This window comes from Longicatena sp., from assembly GCF_982403165.1.
This window is the reverse complement of the sequence record NZ_CEVYEL010000007.1, coordinates 56,114-74,164: the sequence shown is the minus strand read 5'-3', so window position 1 is coordinate 74,164 and position 18,051 is coordinate 56,114. Positions and strand designations below refer to the sequence as shown.

The window sequence follows — 18,051 nt, the reverse complement described above, 5'->3', positions numbered from 1 at the left end:
AGGTCGTCTTTCCATATTTCACCGTAATGGATGGTTTGATGGCCTTTCCTGTATAGGTTCTAGTAGAAAGACTGTTATAGCTTAGTGTGGATACGCTTCGTTTATTGATCGTAAATGTTTTAACGATTGTGCCGGTATAGTTACCTTTTCCACTAATCTTTACACTTCCTTTACCAGGTGAAATATTCTTTCCATAAGAAATTGTATAATCGCGCCCATTCTTTAAGGTCGTTTTTCCATACTTCACGCTAATGGATGGTTTGATTGCCTTTCCCGTATAGGTTCTTGCAGAAAGTCCGCCATAGCTTAATGTGGTAACACTTCGTTTGCTAATTGTAAATGTTTTTGAAATCGAACCGGTATAATTCCCTTTCCCACTGATTTTTACCGTTCCTTTGCCTAATGAGGTATTCTTCCCATAAGAAACTGTATAATCTGTTCCATTCTTTAACGTTTTCGTACCATCTTTTATGGTAATCGATGGTTTGATTTGTGAGCCAGTAAACATACTGTTTTTTACTGTAATATTAGTCTTTGTTATGGATGGGAGAATGACCGTAATCTTTGCCTTCACTTCTAACCCTTCTGGTGTTTTCGCATATATATAAGTATTACCTGCATTTACAGCAGTTACTTTACCATTATTATCAATTTTGGCTACTTTACTGTTACCTGTTCTCCACGTAACGGATTTAGATGCGCTAGTAGGTGAAGTCGTTAGTTTAAAAGTATACGTTGCGTTTTTCTCTAATGCTTTTGATGCACAATTCAGTGATATCTTTTCCGGTATCGTTATAACATTCAATCCTTTTTGCTGACATATAGTATATGCATAAGAATCTTTATAGCATCTTATGGATGCTTTCACACATCCACTAAAAGCTGATGTTCTGACATCATCAACGAAATTTGTCACATTTTTCCCAATTGTTAGTTGTTTCATCTCACCACTATCATATCCGCTTAGCCAAAATGCATATTGCGATATTGTTTTTGTATTATTAGGAACAGTATAAGATTGTCCTTTCGCATTTGGATAATATATGAGTTTAGAACAGTCTTTATTGAAAAGAACACCATCAATAGTTGAAAAATTTTGATTTTCGGCATCAACTTCAAACGCTTTTAGCTGTTTGCATTTACCGAATGCAGGTGGCATATTAGAAATAGCTACTCCAAAAGCGATATCTTTTAATGCCTTATTAATTTTTAATTTTTGAATATTAGAATCATAAAAAGCTCCAAAACCAATAGAAGTCAAGTTTCCAGTATCCAACGTCTGTAAATAACGATTAGAAATAAAAGCAAAATTCTCTACCTCTTTTACATTCGCTGGTACCTTAAAGCTAGTTTCCGGTTTTCCTGCCGGATAGTATCGTAATGTAGTTTTTCCTTTATCATAAAGTACCCCATTCAGACTAGAAAAATAAGCATTATCTATCGCTACATTGATTTCTTTTAACTTATTATATACTTCCGCATATTTATCAAGGCCATAGGCATTTCTTTTAATAGCCAGTTCTTTTACTGGATAGCCTGCAATTTTGGCAGGCAAGGTAAATACCTCTGTATCTTTAGGTAATAACACTTCTACATATGCATCTTCATAAGGAATATGCCTAAAATAACAGTCTGTTGTTACATCATATTGATAGCCATCATAGAAATCATCTGCAGCTTTGCTTACCTCTGAATAACTCCGCGTTTTCCCCTCTATCGGCAACGTCATACAAGACATCGACAATATCCCAATAATCATACTTATTATAATTTTTTTAATCATCTGCTATACACCCTTTCTCAATAATCAATTATTTTGTCTTTATCCGTTTCATCGAACTATAAGAGCCATAATACTTTTTACCATCCATTGTCTTATAAGCTCTTACTTTTATATAATACGTCTTATTTCTTGATAGTTTTAAGGTTTTACTTGTACCACTTGTCACATACTTCAGTTTTCCTTTAGCACTTGTGGCATAAGCTATTTGATACCCACTTGCTCCGGTGGCTTTGGCTGTCACCTTTAAGCTTCCTTTGCCTGCCTTGATACTCACACTTGGTTTTTTCGGTACGATTTTAAAGCTTCTAGTGATTGTTCCACTATAGTTGCCTTTCCCGCTGATTTTTACTGTGCCTTTGCCAGTAGCTACATTTTTTCCATAAGACAGTGTGTAATCACGTCCGTTTTTCAAGGTCGTCTTTCCATATTTCACCGTAATGGATGGTTTGATGGCCTTTCCTGTATAAGTTCTAGTAGAAAGACTGTTATAGCTTAATGTGGATACGCTTCGTTTATTGATCGTAAATGTTTTGGTGATCGTGCCGGTATAGTTGCCTTTTCCACTAATCTTTACGCTTCCTTTACCAGGTGAAATATTCTTTCCATAAGAAATCGTATAATCGCGCCCATTCTTTAAGGTTGTTTTCCCATACTTCACGCTAATGGATGGTTTGATTGCCTTTCCCGTATAAGTTCTTGCAGAAAGTCCGCCATAGCTTAATGTGGTAACACTTCGTTTGCTAATTGTAAATGTTTTTGAAATCGAACCGGTATAATTCCCTTTCCCACTGATTTTTACCGTTCCTTTGCCTAATGAGGTATTCTTCCCATAAGAAACTGTATAATCTGTTCCATTCTTTAACGTTTTCGTACCATCTTTTATGGTAATCGATGGTTTGATTTGTCCTCCTGCATAGGAATATTTACTTCCCATTGTACATGAAAACTTTTCTATGCCGCGTTTCTTTATCACAAAACTTTTTGCTATGCTACCTGTAAAATTCCCTTTTCCTGTTATGATAACCGATGCGTTACCAGCATTGGTATTATTCTTATATGTTATCGTATAATCCGTATTATTCAGTAATACCTTGTCAGCGTATTTTACAGTGACAGAAGGTTTTATTTCTTTCCCTGTATAGGTCACAGAATTGATACTACTCATCGTTGCTTGTGAAAGACTTTTTACTTTTGGCAGTACAATTTTGCTTGGTGTCGAGACAGAGCCTGTATTCCCTAATAAAAATCCTATATTTTCACCCCACGCATAAAGCTCACCTGTATACATTAACGCTAAAACAGAGTTATCTACTAATTTAACTTTTTTGACATTTGTTAAAACTTTTATCGGCTTAGTAGAATTCGTCTTAGTTCCATTTCCTAATTGTCCAAAAGAATTAAATCCCCATGTATAAACTTCTCCGTTGTTTGATAAAGCAAGACCATTACCAATCGATATATCGATAGATGCAATGTTTGATAATATTTTAACCGGCCTTTTTTGATTTCCCATTGCTTGCCCATTACCTATTAAGCCATTATCATTATTGCCAAACATATATAAGTCATCATCTTTTGTAATAACTGCCGTAACATTTTGAAATAAAGAAACCGACTTTACATTATCCATAATCTTTACTGGCTTCGTCACTTCATATTCCATATCATTCCCATTACCAATTTCACCATAAAAGTTTTTACCCCACATATATAGAGAACCATCTTTTTTAATAGTGGCAGTACGATCGTTGTTTATGCAAAAAGACACTACATCACTCATGACTTTTACTGGTGTGTCTTGTTCCGTATTCGTTCCATTACCGATTTGCCCATTATGATTATTTCCCCATAAGAATAAATCACCATTAGTTTTCAAAACACCCCAGAATTGATCTTTTATGTCAAAGTCTGCCACATCATCCAATTTCATCTGACCATTTTCACCAGTTCCCCATAGGTATAAATTGTCCGTTGCAGATAAAGCTCCGGTATAATATTTATAACTTTTATACTTCACAGCATTACTTATTAATTTTTTAGGTGGTGTGCTCGTTTTACTTCCTTGACCCGTCATCGCAGACAAAGAATCACCGCCCCATGTATACAGATCGCCATTTTTCTTTATAGCAGCACAATCTGATCCCGGTATATAGGTTTTGACATCACTCATAATTTTCGTTGGTGTAAGTTTCTTAGTATCCCAAGATGCTGAAATACCCAAATCTCCATATCGATTTGATCCATTAGTATATATACTTCCATCTGTTTTTAAAATAACGGTTGACCTTGCTTTTTTTTCAACCGCCTTGACATCCCCCATAATGCGCGTTGGCATATGTTTGGCAGTCGTCGTATTGTCCCCTACTTCGCCATTCGTATTACGTCCCCACATATAGAGACTACCATTTTTCGTAACGGCTGCACCTTCCATACTATCCGAAGCATCAAAGTCAACAACTTGATATCCATCATCTTCTGCTGCCTTTACCTTTGACATCCCTAATGTTGTATTTTCCACATCGACTGGCAACATCATACAAGATATTGACAATACACCTGCAAAAATACCTTTTAAAATCTTTTTCATCTTTGTTGTTCCACCTTTCTTTATTCATCAATCATTTTTATTATAGTCGAAAAAGAAATCGCTGCCTTACGAATAATGACATGAAACTTGATGTTTTTACGATATGGTACCAACATTTACATTTTCCATAAACACGCTGACGCTTACCTCATGTCCCTTATCCTGGATTAACATATCGCCATGATACTTTTCAGCTGTCCGCTGTAAAATTTTTAACCCCAGTCCATGCGGTTCACTCGTGTCTGTTTTTGTCGTTTTCCCGCTGTTTTTATCAATGTGTAGATTGGCAGGTTTTGCGTTTTCTACCTTAACGATCAGCTGATTCATTTTTAATGCCGAAGTTATTTTTAACATGCGCTGTGTTTCATCAACTTGACAATTTGCCTCAATTGCATTATCTAATAAGTTCGCATAGACACATATCAGGTCGACATATGCAATATTGAGCTGTTGTGGTATTTGCACTTGGATATCAAAAGGAATGTGCAAGCTTTTCGCTAAGAGTGATTTATTATACAGGATAGCATCTATCGTTTTGTTATCACAAAAATCTACTTGATAAAGCTGCTCACTGTTGGAAATAATCTCATTTACCGCTTCATGGAACGCTTTTTCACTCATTTTATCTGCATTCATTTGTAGATTTTTTAACATATGTGAAACTTGCTCTTTGATATCCTCCAATTGATCATCCAATTGCGCTTTCACCTTTTTGTGTTCTTCGGCATACTTTTGTTGCTTCAGCAGCATACTTTGTTTTTTCTCTTCTTCAATGTTGCGAAATATTTTACGAAATAAATAATATAGCACGATGCAGGAAATGACCTGCAATAAGAATACTCCTGCAAATACATACATATCACTTGTTTTATGCCATTGTCCAAATGCTAAAACAATGAAGATCAGCACTTGCATGATACCTAATAAACCGATTTCCTTATTCTTCTTTAAAAATTGAACCATGTTGTTCCTCCTGATGTAACAGCATATGTGCTGTTTCCATATAATTTTGTAAATCATGATGTAATACATGCTGGTACATTCGATTATCTTCACAATTTCTTAATAACAATTCATAAGAAGCATAAGATGCTTTTACCTTTTCTTGTCTTTGATACATAAGACTGACATGATGTGCTTCATAACAAAAGATGATAAAAAAGACACTTTGGACAATTCCTGTTATAAAGTAGTTGATTTCGTTTTTCGGACAGCAAAGTAAATAAAATACCGGTGCTAAAAAAATAGTAAACATTCCGCTGGCACACAATAATAACAAATATTCCGGATTTTGGGGTGGTGTTGTTAGAAAATATGAACGTAGGATTTTTTGTACAAGATAAGCAAAGCCCCAAGTAATCAGAAAGCATATGCCATATACCCATGGTTGTTCCAACAATATCGTCAATATATCAATATGAAAACCATACATAACAACAAAATCGAATAGAAATTCCGGTAAGAACAAAATCATAAGATATGTAATCATGACAAATAGTTGATATTTAAATTGATCTTTAAATAAGAAGATGACAAAACCAAACATTAACGTATATGCAATCAGTGATCGTACGACTCTGTCACTTGACAAAAATGGCAACGTATCACAAATCATAAAGATGAGCGCGAAAATGCCGTATTGCCATAGTTTCCCTTTGAAAGTAAGGCAGCGATAGCAAAACCATACGAATACGATGTTTAACATTGTCTGGTAAAATAGCTGAAAAGATGTAACTGATAAGATATTCATAACTACACCATGCTTTCATCCATTAGATGATAAATTTTTTCTTTTGCGGCTTTTTCATAGCTTCGACTGACAGGCAATTCTTTTCCGTTTTTCATAATAATTTTATCTCTTGAAAACGAACGAATGTAATCAAAATTGATGATAAAGCTATGATGAATACGAATAAATAAATCCTCCGGCAATTGATTCATAATATCATCGATCTTCTGATAAACGGTTTGTTCTTCATCACACATAATAATATTTGTTTTACGTCCTTCCCGTTCGATATAAATAATATCGGGAATACTTAATAAGATAACTTCTTTTTTCCAATGAATCGGCAATATGTTACGCTCTTTATTGTGATAATGTTTAATGGCTTTTGCCAGTGCTTTAGGAAAGCGATTTAAGGTATTTTTTTTTATAATTAAATAGACATGGTCAACTTCATACACAAAAGGAGCGTACGCTAAATAAGCGCTTATAAAAATAACTGCCGTATGCGGGTAGATCCGCTTAACTTGTTTTGCTAGTTCAATACCATTGGCATTTGACAGACGAATATCCATAATGAGAATATCTATCCCCTTCCCTAATTTCATATGTTCTTGCAAACCTTCAGCATCCATATAACAAGTGATTTTATATTGCTCCCCTTGCAAATATTGTTCACATAATGTTCGATATTCTTCCAATTGGATGTATTCATCTTCTACGACTACGAGTTGCATCATCATTCTTCCTCCTCTGTAATGTTTTGACTATTTCTAATTGATTTTGCAAATCATGGCGAAAAAGTCGTACATATTCATTTCTTTTCTTTACATCGTTTAAATACTGTTCATTCACTTCTGTATAAAATACTTGGTGGTTATGGAATGCTAATTCACTCCTTTTCTTTCGCACATACCCCCATAGGGTAATCACACTTCCGACTAAGCAGGCCATTGCCAATACAAAACATATTCGCATATCATTTTTATAATAACCGCCGATAATAACAAATAACGGGAACAATACAATCATAAAGAAGGTTAATAGAAAGATTATCCATAAATACAGGTCGATTGATATGGAAAGATGGTCTCTTTTTCGTATACTGCGAGAACATAAAACCATGCATGGGTATATCAAAAGAAGTGATAGAAAGATAACATCCATATGCTCTGCATAAAAAGAAGCGATATCCCCATTTAGTAATAACAGCACAAAGTCAAATGGCAATTCTGACAAGATCAACAGACAACTGATTACTAGAATATGGAAGACATATCGTTTTGCTGATCCTTTATAAAAGGTATGTTGAGCGAAATACCAACATACATATGTAAAAATATTACGCATCACTACTTGATGGATAAGTATGGTTTCGGTAATCAGAGCTGCCACAGAGCAAATAATGATACATGCAGGCAAAGACAGTTTCTTATATTTTCGTTCTAGTAAAGAATCAAAGAAACAAGCAATGCCAATCGATAAGAGCACATTATAAATTAAAAAATTTAAAGATGTATACGCTGTTTGCATTCTTATTCATCTTCCCTTCTTTCAATAGTATTATCTTTTCTATACATGCGTTCTAATGCCGCTAATTGATTTTTTAAGTCATGACGCAAGATCTGCTTATATTCCACCTTATACTCCTTCATCTGTTCAACCTCTTCTAACATCGCCTGGGTATTACTTTGCATTCGCTTGATTTGCAGCATACTGTCATAGTATTTTTTCAATACATAATGATTTCCCCATAGCAGCAAGATTTCCATCATCAATAAAACTGGTGATTGTGCTTCTAAAAAATCTTGCAAGTAAATTAACAACGGTATAAAAAATATTAATACGAAATAAGATAAAAGCAGCACTGTCAGATAAACATTTATGTGTAAAACCGTTTGTCGTCTTTTTCTTAAAAAATATGACACTAGCCATAAACCGATAAAATTCCAAAGCCCTAATAATGGCATGGTTAGCGGATACTGTTGTAAAAACACTTCAGGTGAATACGTGGTGCAATTTATTACATAAAGATCCAGAGGTATTTCCAAGATTGGAACCATCAGCATAAGGATTACCAGAACGACCATTCTCCATAATAAACGATCTTTATATAAGAAGCAGATAATAAAAAGCAAACTGCTAAAATATAAGAATTCGCGCATCAAGAGTTCTTCATAAAAAATATTCATAATAACAATGGAACTAAACAAATTACAGATAAGATGAATACACAAGGAAGTTTTTCCATGAGCTCTTGTCAAGAGAGTATCAAGATAATAAGTGACGGCAATTGCATATAAAAAATTATAAACAGCAACATTCATTTCATTCTCACCTACCCCGATTTTACGTATATATATTATCTCATATATTTCTTTTTAAATATGTCAATAATTACATGAATTGCGATATTTTTACAATATATCCTTACAATTGCTGCACCATATAGGAAAAGCGTTTAACCAATTAGAAGATGATTGGCTAAACGCTATTTTCATCGCTATTCAGATTCTTATTATTTCGTTCTTATGCATCTTAACGTGCTGTAAGAGCTATAGCATTTTTTATTGCCAACGATCTTATAAGCTCTTACTTTTACATAATACGTCTTATTTCTTGATAGCTTTAACGTTTTACTCGTACCACTTGTGACATACTTCAGTTTTCCTTTGGCACTTGTGGCATAAGCTATTTGATAACTGCCGGCACCTTTTGCTTTTGCCGTAATTTTTAAACTGGCGTTGCCAGGTACGATACTGACCGTTGGCTTTACAGGCACGATTTGGAATGTTTTCGTAACACTTCCGGTATAATTTCCTTTACCGATGATTTTCACTGTACCGATTCCGACTGCTGTGTTTTTCCCATAGGTGATCGTATAATTTTTACCGGATTTTAATGTTGTTTTGCCATTTTTCACGGTAATGGCAGGCTTAATTGTTTTTCCTGTATATGCTTTATTCACCAAACCTGAAACACTTAGTTTTGCTACATTGCTTTTTGTAATCGTGAAAGATTTATAAATGGTACCGCTGTAATTTCCGGCTCCCAGTATGATCATAGAGGCGCTTCCCACTGCTACATTATTGGCATAGGCAACCTTATAATCACGACCATTTTTTAAAGTCGTTGTACCTAATGTGACAACAGGACTTTGTTTGATTGGCTGGCCTGTATAAGATTTATTTACAATCCCACTAACTTTTGCTGCTGCTAAACTTTTCTTACTTATCGAAATTCTGGCAAAACTTTGCAATGCCCGATAGCTTGGATGTTCTATTTTAAAATAGATCGTTGCAGAACCTGCTTGTGTCCTTGTCGGCTTTTTCGTTGTCCATGTACCATTAGCACCTACTTTATAAGACACAGTGCTTCCGGCAGGATATGCGCTTAAACTTATACTATGTGCCTTGCCATCATAGACTCCGGTATAGCTTTTGGCCATCACTTTACTGGTTTTTTCTTTTGTTAGGAAAAACAATCCTTTTTTATTAGTTTTAAAGTCTAAGATTCCCGATTGCTGAATGGCTCTTCCGGCATATGAAATCGTACTCTTGTTAGGATTAAAGCTATATAAGTTATAATTGCCATCCGCAAGCCCTTTGGTTCGCATGAAAACATGTGCAACACCCGGAATGATTTCTGATCCTTTATTGACTTCGATGGCATATGCGTTTGTGACATTATGTGCCTTCAAATAGGTTGTTAACTGTGTGTTTGTGACTTGATCTTTTACGGAAGGTTTAAAAGATCCGCTGGTTTTTGTTATATCCTGAAAGCTCATACTGTAATCATAGACAAAGCTATGATCTCCGGCATGAAAAACAACAGGTACTTGGAGTGTTTGCAGAGCTTTTAATTCGGTTGAGGAAAAAGTCGTTGGGTGCATTTTGCGATAGGTAATGGATTGCCATTGACCAAAGGCATTCGTCGTATCAGATAAGTCTAAATTATTGCGCGTAGGCAAGACAAACGTATTGATCTTATTTTTCTGCTTTGCTCGAGTATACTCATTCATTGCATACTTCAGCCACTGATCAGGCTGCTGTATTTCACCTGTTGCCGTATAGTTATAAAAATCTGTATAATCGACTTTAAAATCCGTATTGTGCAAACCGCCTTTTACGGCAGTGATCGTTCCTTTGCCATTTTTTCCATGCGCATTATGTTCATCTTTATAATAAAAATATTCATCATGAGAACGTAATGGAATATCAAATGTAGCAATTGCACTCCTTGTAGTATAGGTTGCTGCCTTGCTCATGGCAACAACTGTATGGCTATTAAACATGGAAATACATACAGCACTGACCACAATAGCAATCATTGTCTTTTTCCATTGAAAGCTGCTAAAATTAATTTCAATATTTTTCATAAACCCCTCAACTTATCCCTTTTCTTTTCTTGGTTTTATTATATCTTACTTTCCCTATTTTGATAATCCCTTTTTGTTCATCGCTCATAAAAAAAACACTGTATCTACTTACACGAAAGGTAAATCCAGTGTTTTCTTATATTTACTTAGTCTTACTAGGTTTCAGCGTACTGTAAACGCCATAATACTTTTTACCATCTATCGTCTTATAAGCTCTTACTTTTACATAATACGTCTTATTTCTTGATAGTTTTAAGGTTTTACTTGTACCACTTGTCACATACTTCAGTTTTCCTTTAGCACTTGTGGCATAAGCTATTTGATACCCACTTGCTCCGGTGGCTTTGGCTGTCACCTTTAAGCTTCCTTTGCCTGCCTTGATACTCACACTTGGTTTTTTCGGTACGATTTTAAAGCTTCTAGTGATTGTTCCACTATAGTTGCCTTTCCCGCTGATTTTTACTGTGCCTTTGCCAGTAGCTACATTTTTTCCATAAGACAGTGTGTAATCACGTCCGTTTTTCAAGGTCGTCTTTCCATATTTCACCGTAATGGATGGTTTGATGGCCTTTCCTGTATAAGTTCTAGTAGAAAGACTGTTATAGCTTAATGTGGATACGCTTCGTTTATTAATCGTAAATGTTTTAGTGATCGTGCCGGTATAGTTACCTTTTCCACTAATCTTTACGCTTCCTTTTCCAGCGTTGGTATTTTCACCATAAGACAGTGTATAGTCTTTTCCCTTTATTAATGTTGTCGAACCATATTTCACCATAACATTAGGATTGATGCGTTTACCGGTATATGTTCTTGTGCTTAATCCTGTTATGGATCCTTTTGCGATATTGCGTCCTAAGACTTCGATCTTAGCACTGCCCGTTAAAGCCTTATAATTAGGATGCTCAATCTTGTACGATACCGTCGTTGTCCCTGCACTCGTTCTTGTTGGTTTCTTTGTTGACCATGTACCATTTGCACTTGTACGATAGGATATCTTACTGCCTGATGGATAACCACTGAGATTGATGGTATGTGCCTTCCCATCATAAGTACCGCGATATCCCTTTGCGGTGGCCTTCATCACTTTTTCTTTTGTTAAGAAGAATAAACCCTTCTGAGAAGTTGTAAAAGAAAGGACATCATCCTTTTCCACAGCTCTTCCTACATAAGAAATAGCATTATTGATTGGATTATAGTTATAAAGATTATAATAACCATTCGCCAGATTTTCCGCACGCATATGAACATTCGCTGTACCTGGCATGATTTGCGAATTGGCATTTACTTCAATGAGGTAAGGCGCATTCACATCATGGCTCTTTACATATGCCTCCAGTTTGTTATTCATGATTTGGTCATGGGCTGATGGGGTAAAAGAACCATTTGTATTGGTAATTTTCTGAAAACTCATGTTATAGTCGTAAAGATGTAAATCATACCCCGAATGAAATACCAAAGGGATCGATAGTTTCTGCATCGATGCTAATTCCGAAGCGACAAAAGCGGTAGGATGTTTGTAACGGTGTTTTCGCATATAATTAAGAAAAGCATCATTGCCATCTGATAACTCTTGGGTAGGAAATACAAAGGTCGTAATCTTATTCTTTTGTTTTGCCATGTTATACTCTTTTATGGCATATTCCAGCCACGTATTTGCTTTTTGAATTTCTCCCGTTGCTGTATAGTTATAATAATTATAATAGTCCACCGTAAAATTCGTATGATCATAACCAGCTTTGACTGATTCAATCGTACCATGAATGCCTGTATCATAATGATCATTTTTATTTGTTTTCCTATTATACTTAAAATAATTTCTATTATCCGTCATGCGAAAATCAAACGTTGCCGTTATTGTCGTATTATTACTATTTTCTTTGTAATCAAAAGCTGCTGTTTTAATGAATTCGTCTTTTGTTTCCTTCGTATTTGCATGTAGCGGCACATATCCACATAAGGATATTCCTAATAGGAATGCCAAGCATGCTGTTAATGTTTTTTTCATTTGGAATTGCTTGAAATTAATTTCTACATTTTTCATGATACCCCTCCCTTTCTTTTGTAGAAGTCATTACTGTACTATATTATTATCGCCTTCCTTTTATTTCTTCCTTTATTGTACGCTTATATCTGAATTTTTGAAATAGGGAAATTTCTTGATTTTGATAAAGTCTATGTTACTATTAAAGAGATGATTAGGGTGATGAAAATGAGAAAGCTTTTCCTATCTATGTTACTTAGCTGTTTTCTTGTTATGAACATGAATGTCCTACATGCTAAGGAGAATACGCAAGATACAATAGCTGCCACATTAAAAAGTAAAGATGTTATCGTCATGAATCGTGATACGAAAGAAATACTTTTCGCAAAAAATATAAAGAAACGTATTTATCCGGCATCGATGACAAAAATCATGACGGCAATCGTAGTAATCGAAAATACGAAGCACTTTGATAAAATTGTTGAAGCAGTGCCATCAGATACTAAGGTTATTCGCGATGAAGCTAGCATTGCAGGGCTTTTGATCGGTGAAAGAATGCGTATACAGGATGCTTTATCCTGTATGATGTTAGCATCAGGAAGTGATGCAGCTGAAATGCTAGCACGCTATACTACCGGTAATACGAAAGATTTTGTCGATCTCATGAATAACAAAGCAAAAGAATTGCATTTACAAGACACACATTTTACGAATGTATATGGAAAATACGATAAACAACATTATACTACTGTAAAAGATATGGCCCTCCTTATGGATTACGCTATGGAGAATCCCATCTTTCAAAAGATAGTTGCAAGTGATCAAGTGAAAATAAAAACGAATGCCTTTGAAGAGCGCATTGCTGAAAACTTTGTGTATGCTACATTTGATAAAGCAAAGTTGGATCATTCTTATATTACCGGGGCAAAAAGTGGCTCTATGGATGAAACCGGATTAAATTTAGCAAGTACCGCTGAAAAAGATGGGCGTCGTGTGGTGATAGTGAGCGCGGAAGCTCCCATTGATGAAAAGCACACCAATCACGTAGTTGATGCCGCTCATTTATATCAATGGTATTTTACGAATTATCAAAAGAAAATAATTTATAAAAAAGGAGATACGGTTGCAATCAAAGGGAATATCTTAACGCCTTCCTTTCATGTCGCTCTTCCTTCCGACATCTATATCGAAGCTCCACAGGGCGTCTTTAACGCTTATGAAAAAACATTTGTTTCAACTAATCAGAAAATGATTGTCAAACCAAATGATGTTGTCGGTATCCTTACCATAAAAACAAAGAATACTACGACAACATATGAAATTATCAGTGATGGCTGGCATATCGCAATCAGTGTATATGTGATTGCCACTCTCCTTATCATCTTGATTCTTTGGCTAATCATGAAAAAAAGAAGACAATCAAAGCCGCCGATTCTCATAACGAAAAGCAAGCAAAAACCGATGAAAAAAAAGCCCTGATTTCCTATATCTTAAAACGCTAAAACCAAAGCAGATATACGACAGGCTTATAAAAGTGATATCCGATGATCTATCGAAAAACTATCATCATCATAATTTTTATATGCAAATCGAATTTTTGCGTATTCCCCTACTCGTTTGCATCCTATACGCATAAGAGTATGCATTACTACCCTATTTTATTTGCTTAATTTTTTACATCTTGTTTAATGGGTTGTGTTTGTTCTTGTCGAATAAAAGATTCTCCTATTCCTAAAAACATAAATAAGAACGGTGTTGTAATTGGCTGATTGATATTTACGATTGCTTGTATGAAATAGCAAAGCATTGTCGCGGCGATGGCAAAAGCATACGGTTCTTTTTTTATAAATATCCAAAGACGTTTTAAACTGCTGATCAATGTCGAAAGATAGCATAACAAGCCTACGATGCCGGTTGTCACTAAGTATTGTAAGATTTCATTATGGGCATTATCATATAGAGCCATGGTTTCACCAAATGTATCAATTAGTAAAAGCCGTGTCGTATCAAGCCCATGTCCGAATAAAAGCTGAAGAAATGGCAGCTGTGTATAACTGTAGAGCACCCGATTCCAGATCAATCCTCTTCCCGTACCCCATGCATCATTATAACGCAGATAGTTAGCAAAGGTGCCTAATGGCTGTTTTGTATCGATAAAGGAATAATACAGAAAAAGTCCTATCGCTAAGATAACAATCAGTAACAACAATCCTCGCCCTACTTTTTGAATACCTTTAAAATACTTTTCACAAGGGCTTGTGTAAACATCCATCAAGAGATACGCAATCCCCACGATAACAAGAAAAATCCATGTGATTGGGCGATAAGCGATAAAGTGTGAAAACGTATGCAATTCTCTGCAGCTATCTTGCATAAAATAGATAAGAATTCCCATCAGTTTGAAAGTACCTAAAAAATATAAGAGAACAATAAAATAGCGTTTTAGATACTGTATGTTTTTTAAAGCGAAGTAGGCGATGATCAGCAAGAGGGTAAAAATGCCGAAATAACCACTATCACTATTCGCAATCATAAGCCCGATAAAACAAAGGATCATACTGATGGAATATAGAATCTTACTAGTTGTATTCTCACAATATAAATATAAAACGATAGTTAAGGGTAAAGAAAGACAAATCAAGGATGAAAAGAAATTAATATTTCCCATGGTTGATAAATAAAAATTACTTTGATAATCACTCACCTCTTGAAAAAAACCAAGTGGATCAATGTTGAAAAATTGCAACATGCCGATAATAACAACCGCGCCTACACTGCCTAAAAATAGTAAAAGAATCGATTGTTGTTGCTGGTATAGACGCGAAACGATCGCATATGTCCCTGCTAAAAAAAGAGCAAAGATAAGACCGGTATGACGGATCATGCCATAGCAAGAAGCACTTGGATAAGAACTTATTATGGTTGTTATCAAATAACTGCAAAGGCATAGAAAAAGCAATTTATCCGTAATCGATAAATGTATAAGTTGTTTCCATGTCGTTGTTTGATTATCTTTTTTTAGCTGTAGCTTATGTAGAGCATACAACACACCGCTAATCAGTAACGTGATTGCGGTAATTGTGATATAAAAATAGTATTTAGAATCATTCAGATTATAATAATAGTCGGTAAACCAAAATAAAAATAAACTGTTGAACAGAAAAAGATAACAATATGCCATCTTCCTTGCCATAATTAAATAACCGGTTTCTTTCTCCATAACAACACTCCCCTATGTATGCTTTATGTATAGTATAGCACTTTTTTATGCGCAGCTACATCGTTTTTTGTATGAAAAAGAAGTGCTGTTCACACTTCTTTTCATGTTTATTTGTTTTTATTCGGGCTGCCACATTCCGGACAGAATTTCATATTCTCATCACTGGTATAGCCACATGCTTCATTACTGCAAACAAAACCTTTTGTTGGTTTTGGTTTCCCACATTCACTACAGAAGTTGCCGGAATTGACTGCTCCACAAGCACATGTCCATCCTTCTTCTTGCGGTTTCGGTTTTCCGCATTCGCTGCAGAAGTTACCACTGTTGACAGCGCCGCAAGCACATGTCCATGTTGGCTTGGATGAGGCTGGTTCCTTCTTCATGAAGAAAGGATTCTCTTCTTGTTGCTGCATGCCGCTATACATATTAGCACCTTGTCCACCTGCTGCATTGGCCATTCCCATACCTAAGAATCCGGTAAAAGCTCCGGCTTCATTACTGGCTGCATTCTCCATAGCATTGGCCTGTGCGCCAGCAAGTCTTCCGGCTGCTACGCGAGAATCAGACAACATAATGGCATCATCGATGGTTTCAATACGTTTTCTGGATTCATCATCTGGTGTAACCTTAGAGATTGCGACAGCTTCAATTTCCATTCCCCGACGTTCACGCCATACTTCATCGAGGGTGTCATTCATGAACTTCGCAATTTCACGCTGCCGTTTTGGCAGATCATTAAATTGGAATCCTTCATCACTACATTTTGCCAAAGCTTCATCCAATGCATTCACGAATTCTGCATCGCATTGTTCCATCAAATCAGCTTTTGTATAAACATCACTAATATTTCCACTGATGTTGGTATAGAAAACGATAGGGTCTTTGATCTTGAACGTATAAGAGCCAAAATAACGAATATAAATCGCACGATATGTTGGATCGTTATATGCCATCGGTGTAGCACTGCCAAACTTATTATCGAAGATTTCCTTTAAATTGATGAAATAAACACGTTGATCTTTGCCGGCAGTACCACCCATTGTAAAACGTTTCCCAAACGTTTTAAAGGAATCCTTTAATCCCTGCCAGCCGTTATCAAACAAACTTGGCTCACTGGAAGAATCCCAGATAAAACGACCAGGTTCTACAGTAAAATCAACGACCTTGCCATCTTCCACAATCAACATTGCCTGTCCTTCATTGACCGCAATACCGCTGCCATTGGTGATGACATCCGGACTGCCTTTCGTGTTACTTCCGGCATCGACACGTTTACTGGCTTTTTTAACCAGCACATCATCGCTTAATGAATCACAATAGAAATACTCTAGCCATTGATCGGCTAATGTTGTTTTCGCACTGCTGATAGCTGCTTTAATTAATCCCATATGCTTACCTCCTCGTCATATATTGGATATGTCTAAGTATGCTTACCATGGACTGTAACGGTTTAATACCCAGCCAAAGTCACCATTGGTAATGATGGATTTACAATATTCACATTGGCCGCTGCTAGTCACCGTAGTAGGTGCTCCACAATTCGGGCAATTGGTAACTGCTGTACCTTCCTGTTCTTTTGTTTTTATCCCTTTCTTACGAATAAATTCAAGATTATAAGAACGATATACATAATCTGTTTTACTTCCTTCTAACACTTTGCCACTGTCATCATCGACAACATAATCAAGCAGGCTGGCATCTAACTTCACATGGACGATTTCATGTTCCTCATCACTGCTATAACTGGCAATCGTAATGCCTCTGACATTCTGCATATTCATGTAATTGGTTTTATGATGATCTATATATTCCTGTAATTGGCGATTATGAACATTGAACAAAGTATTACTTTCAAATGGACGTACCTTATGCCAATCTTTGGCTTCCCATGCCTCTTGCAAGGTCAACCACACTTCACTTGCATAATTACGAAAGTTTTCGGCTGAGAATGCAGGATCTTCTTCCTGGATACGGGCAATGATTTCCTCTTCAAAGATACCTTCATTAGATTTAATGCCGGGATTGGCATAAGTATACGTATTGGCTGATCCCTTTCCTTTTCGCATATTATATACAGCATATAAAACCAATAAGACCAGCACGGCAATTCCTATCGGTGAACTTGATAGAAAGAAAATACCACTTAATCCACCGGAACCGCCGTAAGAATGGGAGTATCCCCCTCCTCCTGAACTGTGTCCGCCACCGCCGCCACTGAAGGAATTTCCTACATCGGCATGAATTGGGGCAGTTATCAGAAAGCAGAAACTCAACAATAGCACTCCTATGACAGCTATTTTCATTACTTTTTTTCTATCCATACATCTGATCTCTCCTCTTCATTGTTCTATGTTGATTATAACAGACTCTTGACAT

At 36.0% G+C, this 18,051-nt stretch carries 13 protein-coding genes; 1 reads left to right on the top strand and 12 read right to left on the bottom strand.

Annotated features, from left to right (window positions below; all coding sequences use genetic code 11):
* From AC1VS3_RS02665 to AC1VS3_RS02625, 9 genes are all read right to left on the bottom strand, one after another.
* Positions 1-1,783, bottom strand: a 1,783-nt coding sequence (locus tag AC1VS3_RS02665; RefSeq protein WP_481275502.1) for an Ig-like domain-containing protein, incomplete at its 3' end; no start/stop codon positions are given.
* Positions 1,784-1,811: 28 nt separating this feature from the next.
* Entirely contained in the window at positions 1,812-4,370 is a 2,559-nt protein-coding gene (locus tag AC1VS3_RS02660) for an RCC1 domain-containing protein (protein ID WP_481275501.1), read from the bottom strand.
* Between the two features lie 96 nt (positions 4,371-4,466).
* Positions 4,467-5,333 carry an ATP-binding protein gene (locus AC1VS3_RS02655; protein WP_132225424.1) on the bottom strand — a complete coding sequence of 289 codons (867 nt, stop codon included), beginning with the start codon at positions 5,331-5,333 and terminating at the stop codon, positions 4,467-4,469.
* A complete protein-coding gene (locus AC1VS3_RS02650) occupies positions 5,308-6,120 on the bottom strand; it encodes a hypothetical protein (RefSeq protein ID WP_132225422.1) in 813 nt (270 codons plus the stop codon). Before AC1VS3_RS02650 ends, AC1VS3_RS02655 begins: the two co-directional genes overlap by 26 nt.
* A 2-nt stretch (positions 6,121-6,122) precedes the next feature.
* Positions 6,123-6,836: a LytR/AlgR family response regulator transcription factor gene (locus AC1VS3_RS02645; protein WP_481275500.1), complete on the bottom strand. Its 714-nt coding sequence runs from the start codon at positions 6,834-6,836 to the stop codon at positions 6,123-6,125.
* A complete protein-coding gene (locus tag AC1VS3_RS02640; protein WP_481275499.1) occupies positions 6,808-7,629 on the bottom strand; it encodes a hypothetical protein in 822 nt (273 codons plus the stop codon). The genes AC1VS3_RS02645 and AC1VS3_RS02640 overlap by 29 nt, the downstream gene beginning before the upstream one ends.
* A 2-nt stretch (positions 7,630-7,631) precedes the next feature.
* The gene (locus tag AC1VS3_RS02635) at positions 7,632-8,423 is read right to left on the bottom strand and encodes a hypothetical protein (protein ID WP_196029996.1); all 792 of its coding nucleotides are present in this window, start codon (positions 8,421-8,423) and stop codon (positions 7,632-7,634) included.
* 191 nt (positions 8,424-8,614) lie between these two features.
* Positions 8,615-10,474 (bottom strand): hypothetical protein, encoded by a 1,860-nt coding sequence (locus AC1VS3_RS02630; protein WP_481275498.1) that lies wholly within the window; start codon positions 10,472-10,474, stop codon positions 8,615-8,617.
* 142 nt (positions 10,475-10,616) lie between these two features.
* Positions 10,617-12,515, bottom strand: a complete 1,899-nt coding sequence (locus AC1VS3_RS02625) for a hypothetical protein (RefSeq protein WP_481275497.1) — start codon at positions 12,513-12,515, stop codon at positions 10,617-10,619.
* A 213-nt stretch (positions 12,516-12,728) separates the two neighbouring features.
* On the opposite strand from AC1VS3_RS02625, the gene AC1VS3_RS02620 reads away from it, so the two are divergent.
* The gene (locus AC1VS3_RS02620) at positions 12,729-13,934 is read left to right on the top strand and encodes a D-alanyl-D-alanine carboxypeptidase family protein (RefSeq protein WP_481275496.1); all 1,206 of its coding nucleotides are present in this window, start codon (positions 12,729-12,731) and stop codon (positions 13,932-13,934) included.
* Between the two features lie 187 nt (positions 13,935-14,121).
* Here the strand turns inward: AC1VS3_RS02620 and AC1VS3_RS02615 are convergent, their stop codons facing one another.
* The 3 genes from AC1VS3_RS02615 to AC1VS3_RS02605 all read right to left on the bottom strand — a co-directional run bounded on the left by AC1VS3_RS02615 (position 14,122) and on the right by AC1VS3_RS02605 (position 17,996).
* A complete protein-coding gene (locus AC1VS3_RS02615) occupies positions 14,122-15,675 on the bottom strand; it encodes an O-antigen ligase family protein (RefSeq protein ID WP_481275495.1) in 1,554 nt (517 codons plus the stop codon).
* Positions 15,676-15,782: 107 nt separating this feature from the next.
* Complete coding sequence (locus AC1VS3_RS02610; protein WP_481275494.1) at positions 15,783-17,063, bottom strand: SPFH domain-containing protein; 1,281 nt, start codon at positions 17,061-17,063, stop codon at positions 15,783-15,785.
* Between the two features lie 42 nt (positions 17,064-17,105).
* The gene (locus AC1VS3_RS02605) at positions 17,106-17,996 is read right to left on the bottom strand and encodes a TIM44-like domain-containing protein (RefSeq protein WP_481275493.1); all 891 of its coding nucleotides are present in this window, start codon (positions 17,994-17,996) and stop codon (positions 17,106-17,108) included.
* Between the last annotated feature and the right edge of the window lie 55 nt (positions 17,997-18,051).

Coding starts and splice junctions, on each gene's coding strand:
- AC1VS3_RS02615 (WP_481275495.1), bottom strand. CDS start 15,675: ATGGAGAAAGAAACCGGTTATTTAATTATGGCAAGGAAGATGGCATAT.
- AC1VS3_RS02610 (WP_481275494.1), bottom strand. CDS start 17,063: ATGGGATTAATTAAAGCAGCTATCAGCAGTGCGAAAACAACATTAGCC.
- AC1VS3_RS02645 (WP_481275500.1), bottom strand. CDS start 6,836: ATGATGCAACTCGTAGTCGTAGAAGATGAATACATCCAATTGGAAGAA.
- AC1VS3_RS02605 (WP_481275493.1), bottom strand. CDS start 17,996: ATGGATAGAAAAAAAGTAATGAAAATAGCTGTCATAGGAGTGCTATTG.
- AC1VS3_RS02660 (WP_481275501.1), bottom strand. CDS start 4,370: ATGAAAAAGATTTTAAAAGGTATTTTTGCAGGTGTATTGTCAATATCT.
- AC1VS3_RS02640 (WP_481275499.1), bottom strand. CDS start 7,629: ATGCAAACAGCGTATACATCTTTAAATTTTTTAATTTATAATGTGCTC.
- AC1VS3_RS02625 (WP_481275497.1), bottom strand. CDS start 12,515: ATGAAAAATGTAGAAATTAATTTCAAGCAATTCCAAATGAAAAAAACA.
- AC1VS3_RS02620 (WP_481275496.1), top strand. CDS start 12,729: ATGAACATGAATGTCCTACATGCTAAGGAGAATACGCAAGATACAATA.
- AC1VS3_RS02635 (WP_196029996.1), bottom strand. CDS start 8,423: ATGAATGTTGCTGTTTATAATTTTTTATATGCAATTGCCGTCACTTAT.
- AC1VS3_RS02650 (WP_132225422.1), bottom strand. CDS start 6,120: ATGAATATCTTATCAGTTACATCTTTTCAGCTATTTTACCAGACAATG.
- AC1VS3_RS02630 (WP_481275498.1), bottom strand. CDS start 10,474: ATGAAAAATATTGAAATTAATTTTAGCAGCTTTCAATGGAAAAAGACA.
- AC1VS3_RS02655 (WP_132225424.1), bottom strand. CDS start 5,333: ATGGTTCAATTTTTAAAGAAGAATAAGGAAATCGGTTTATTAGGTATC.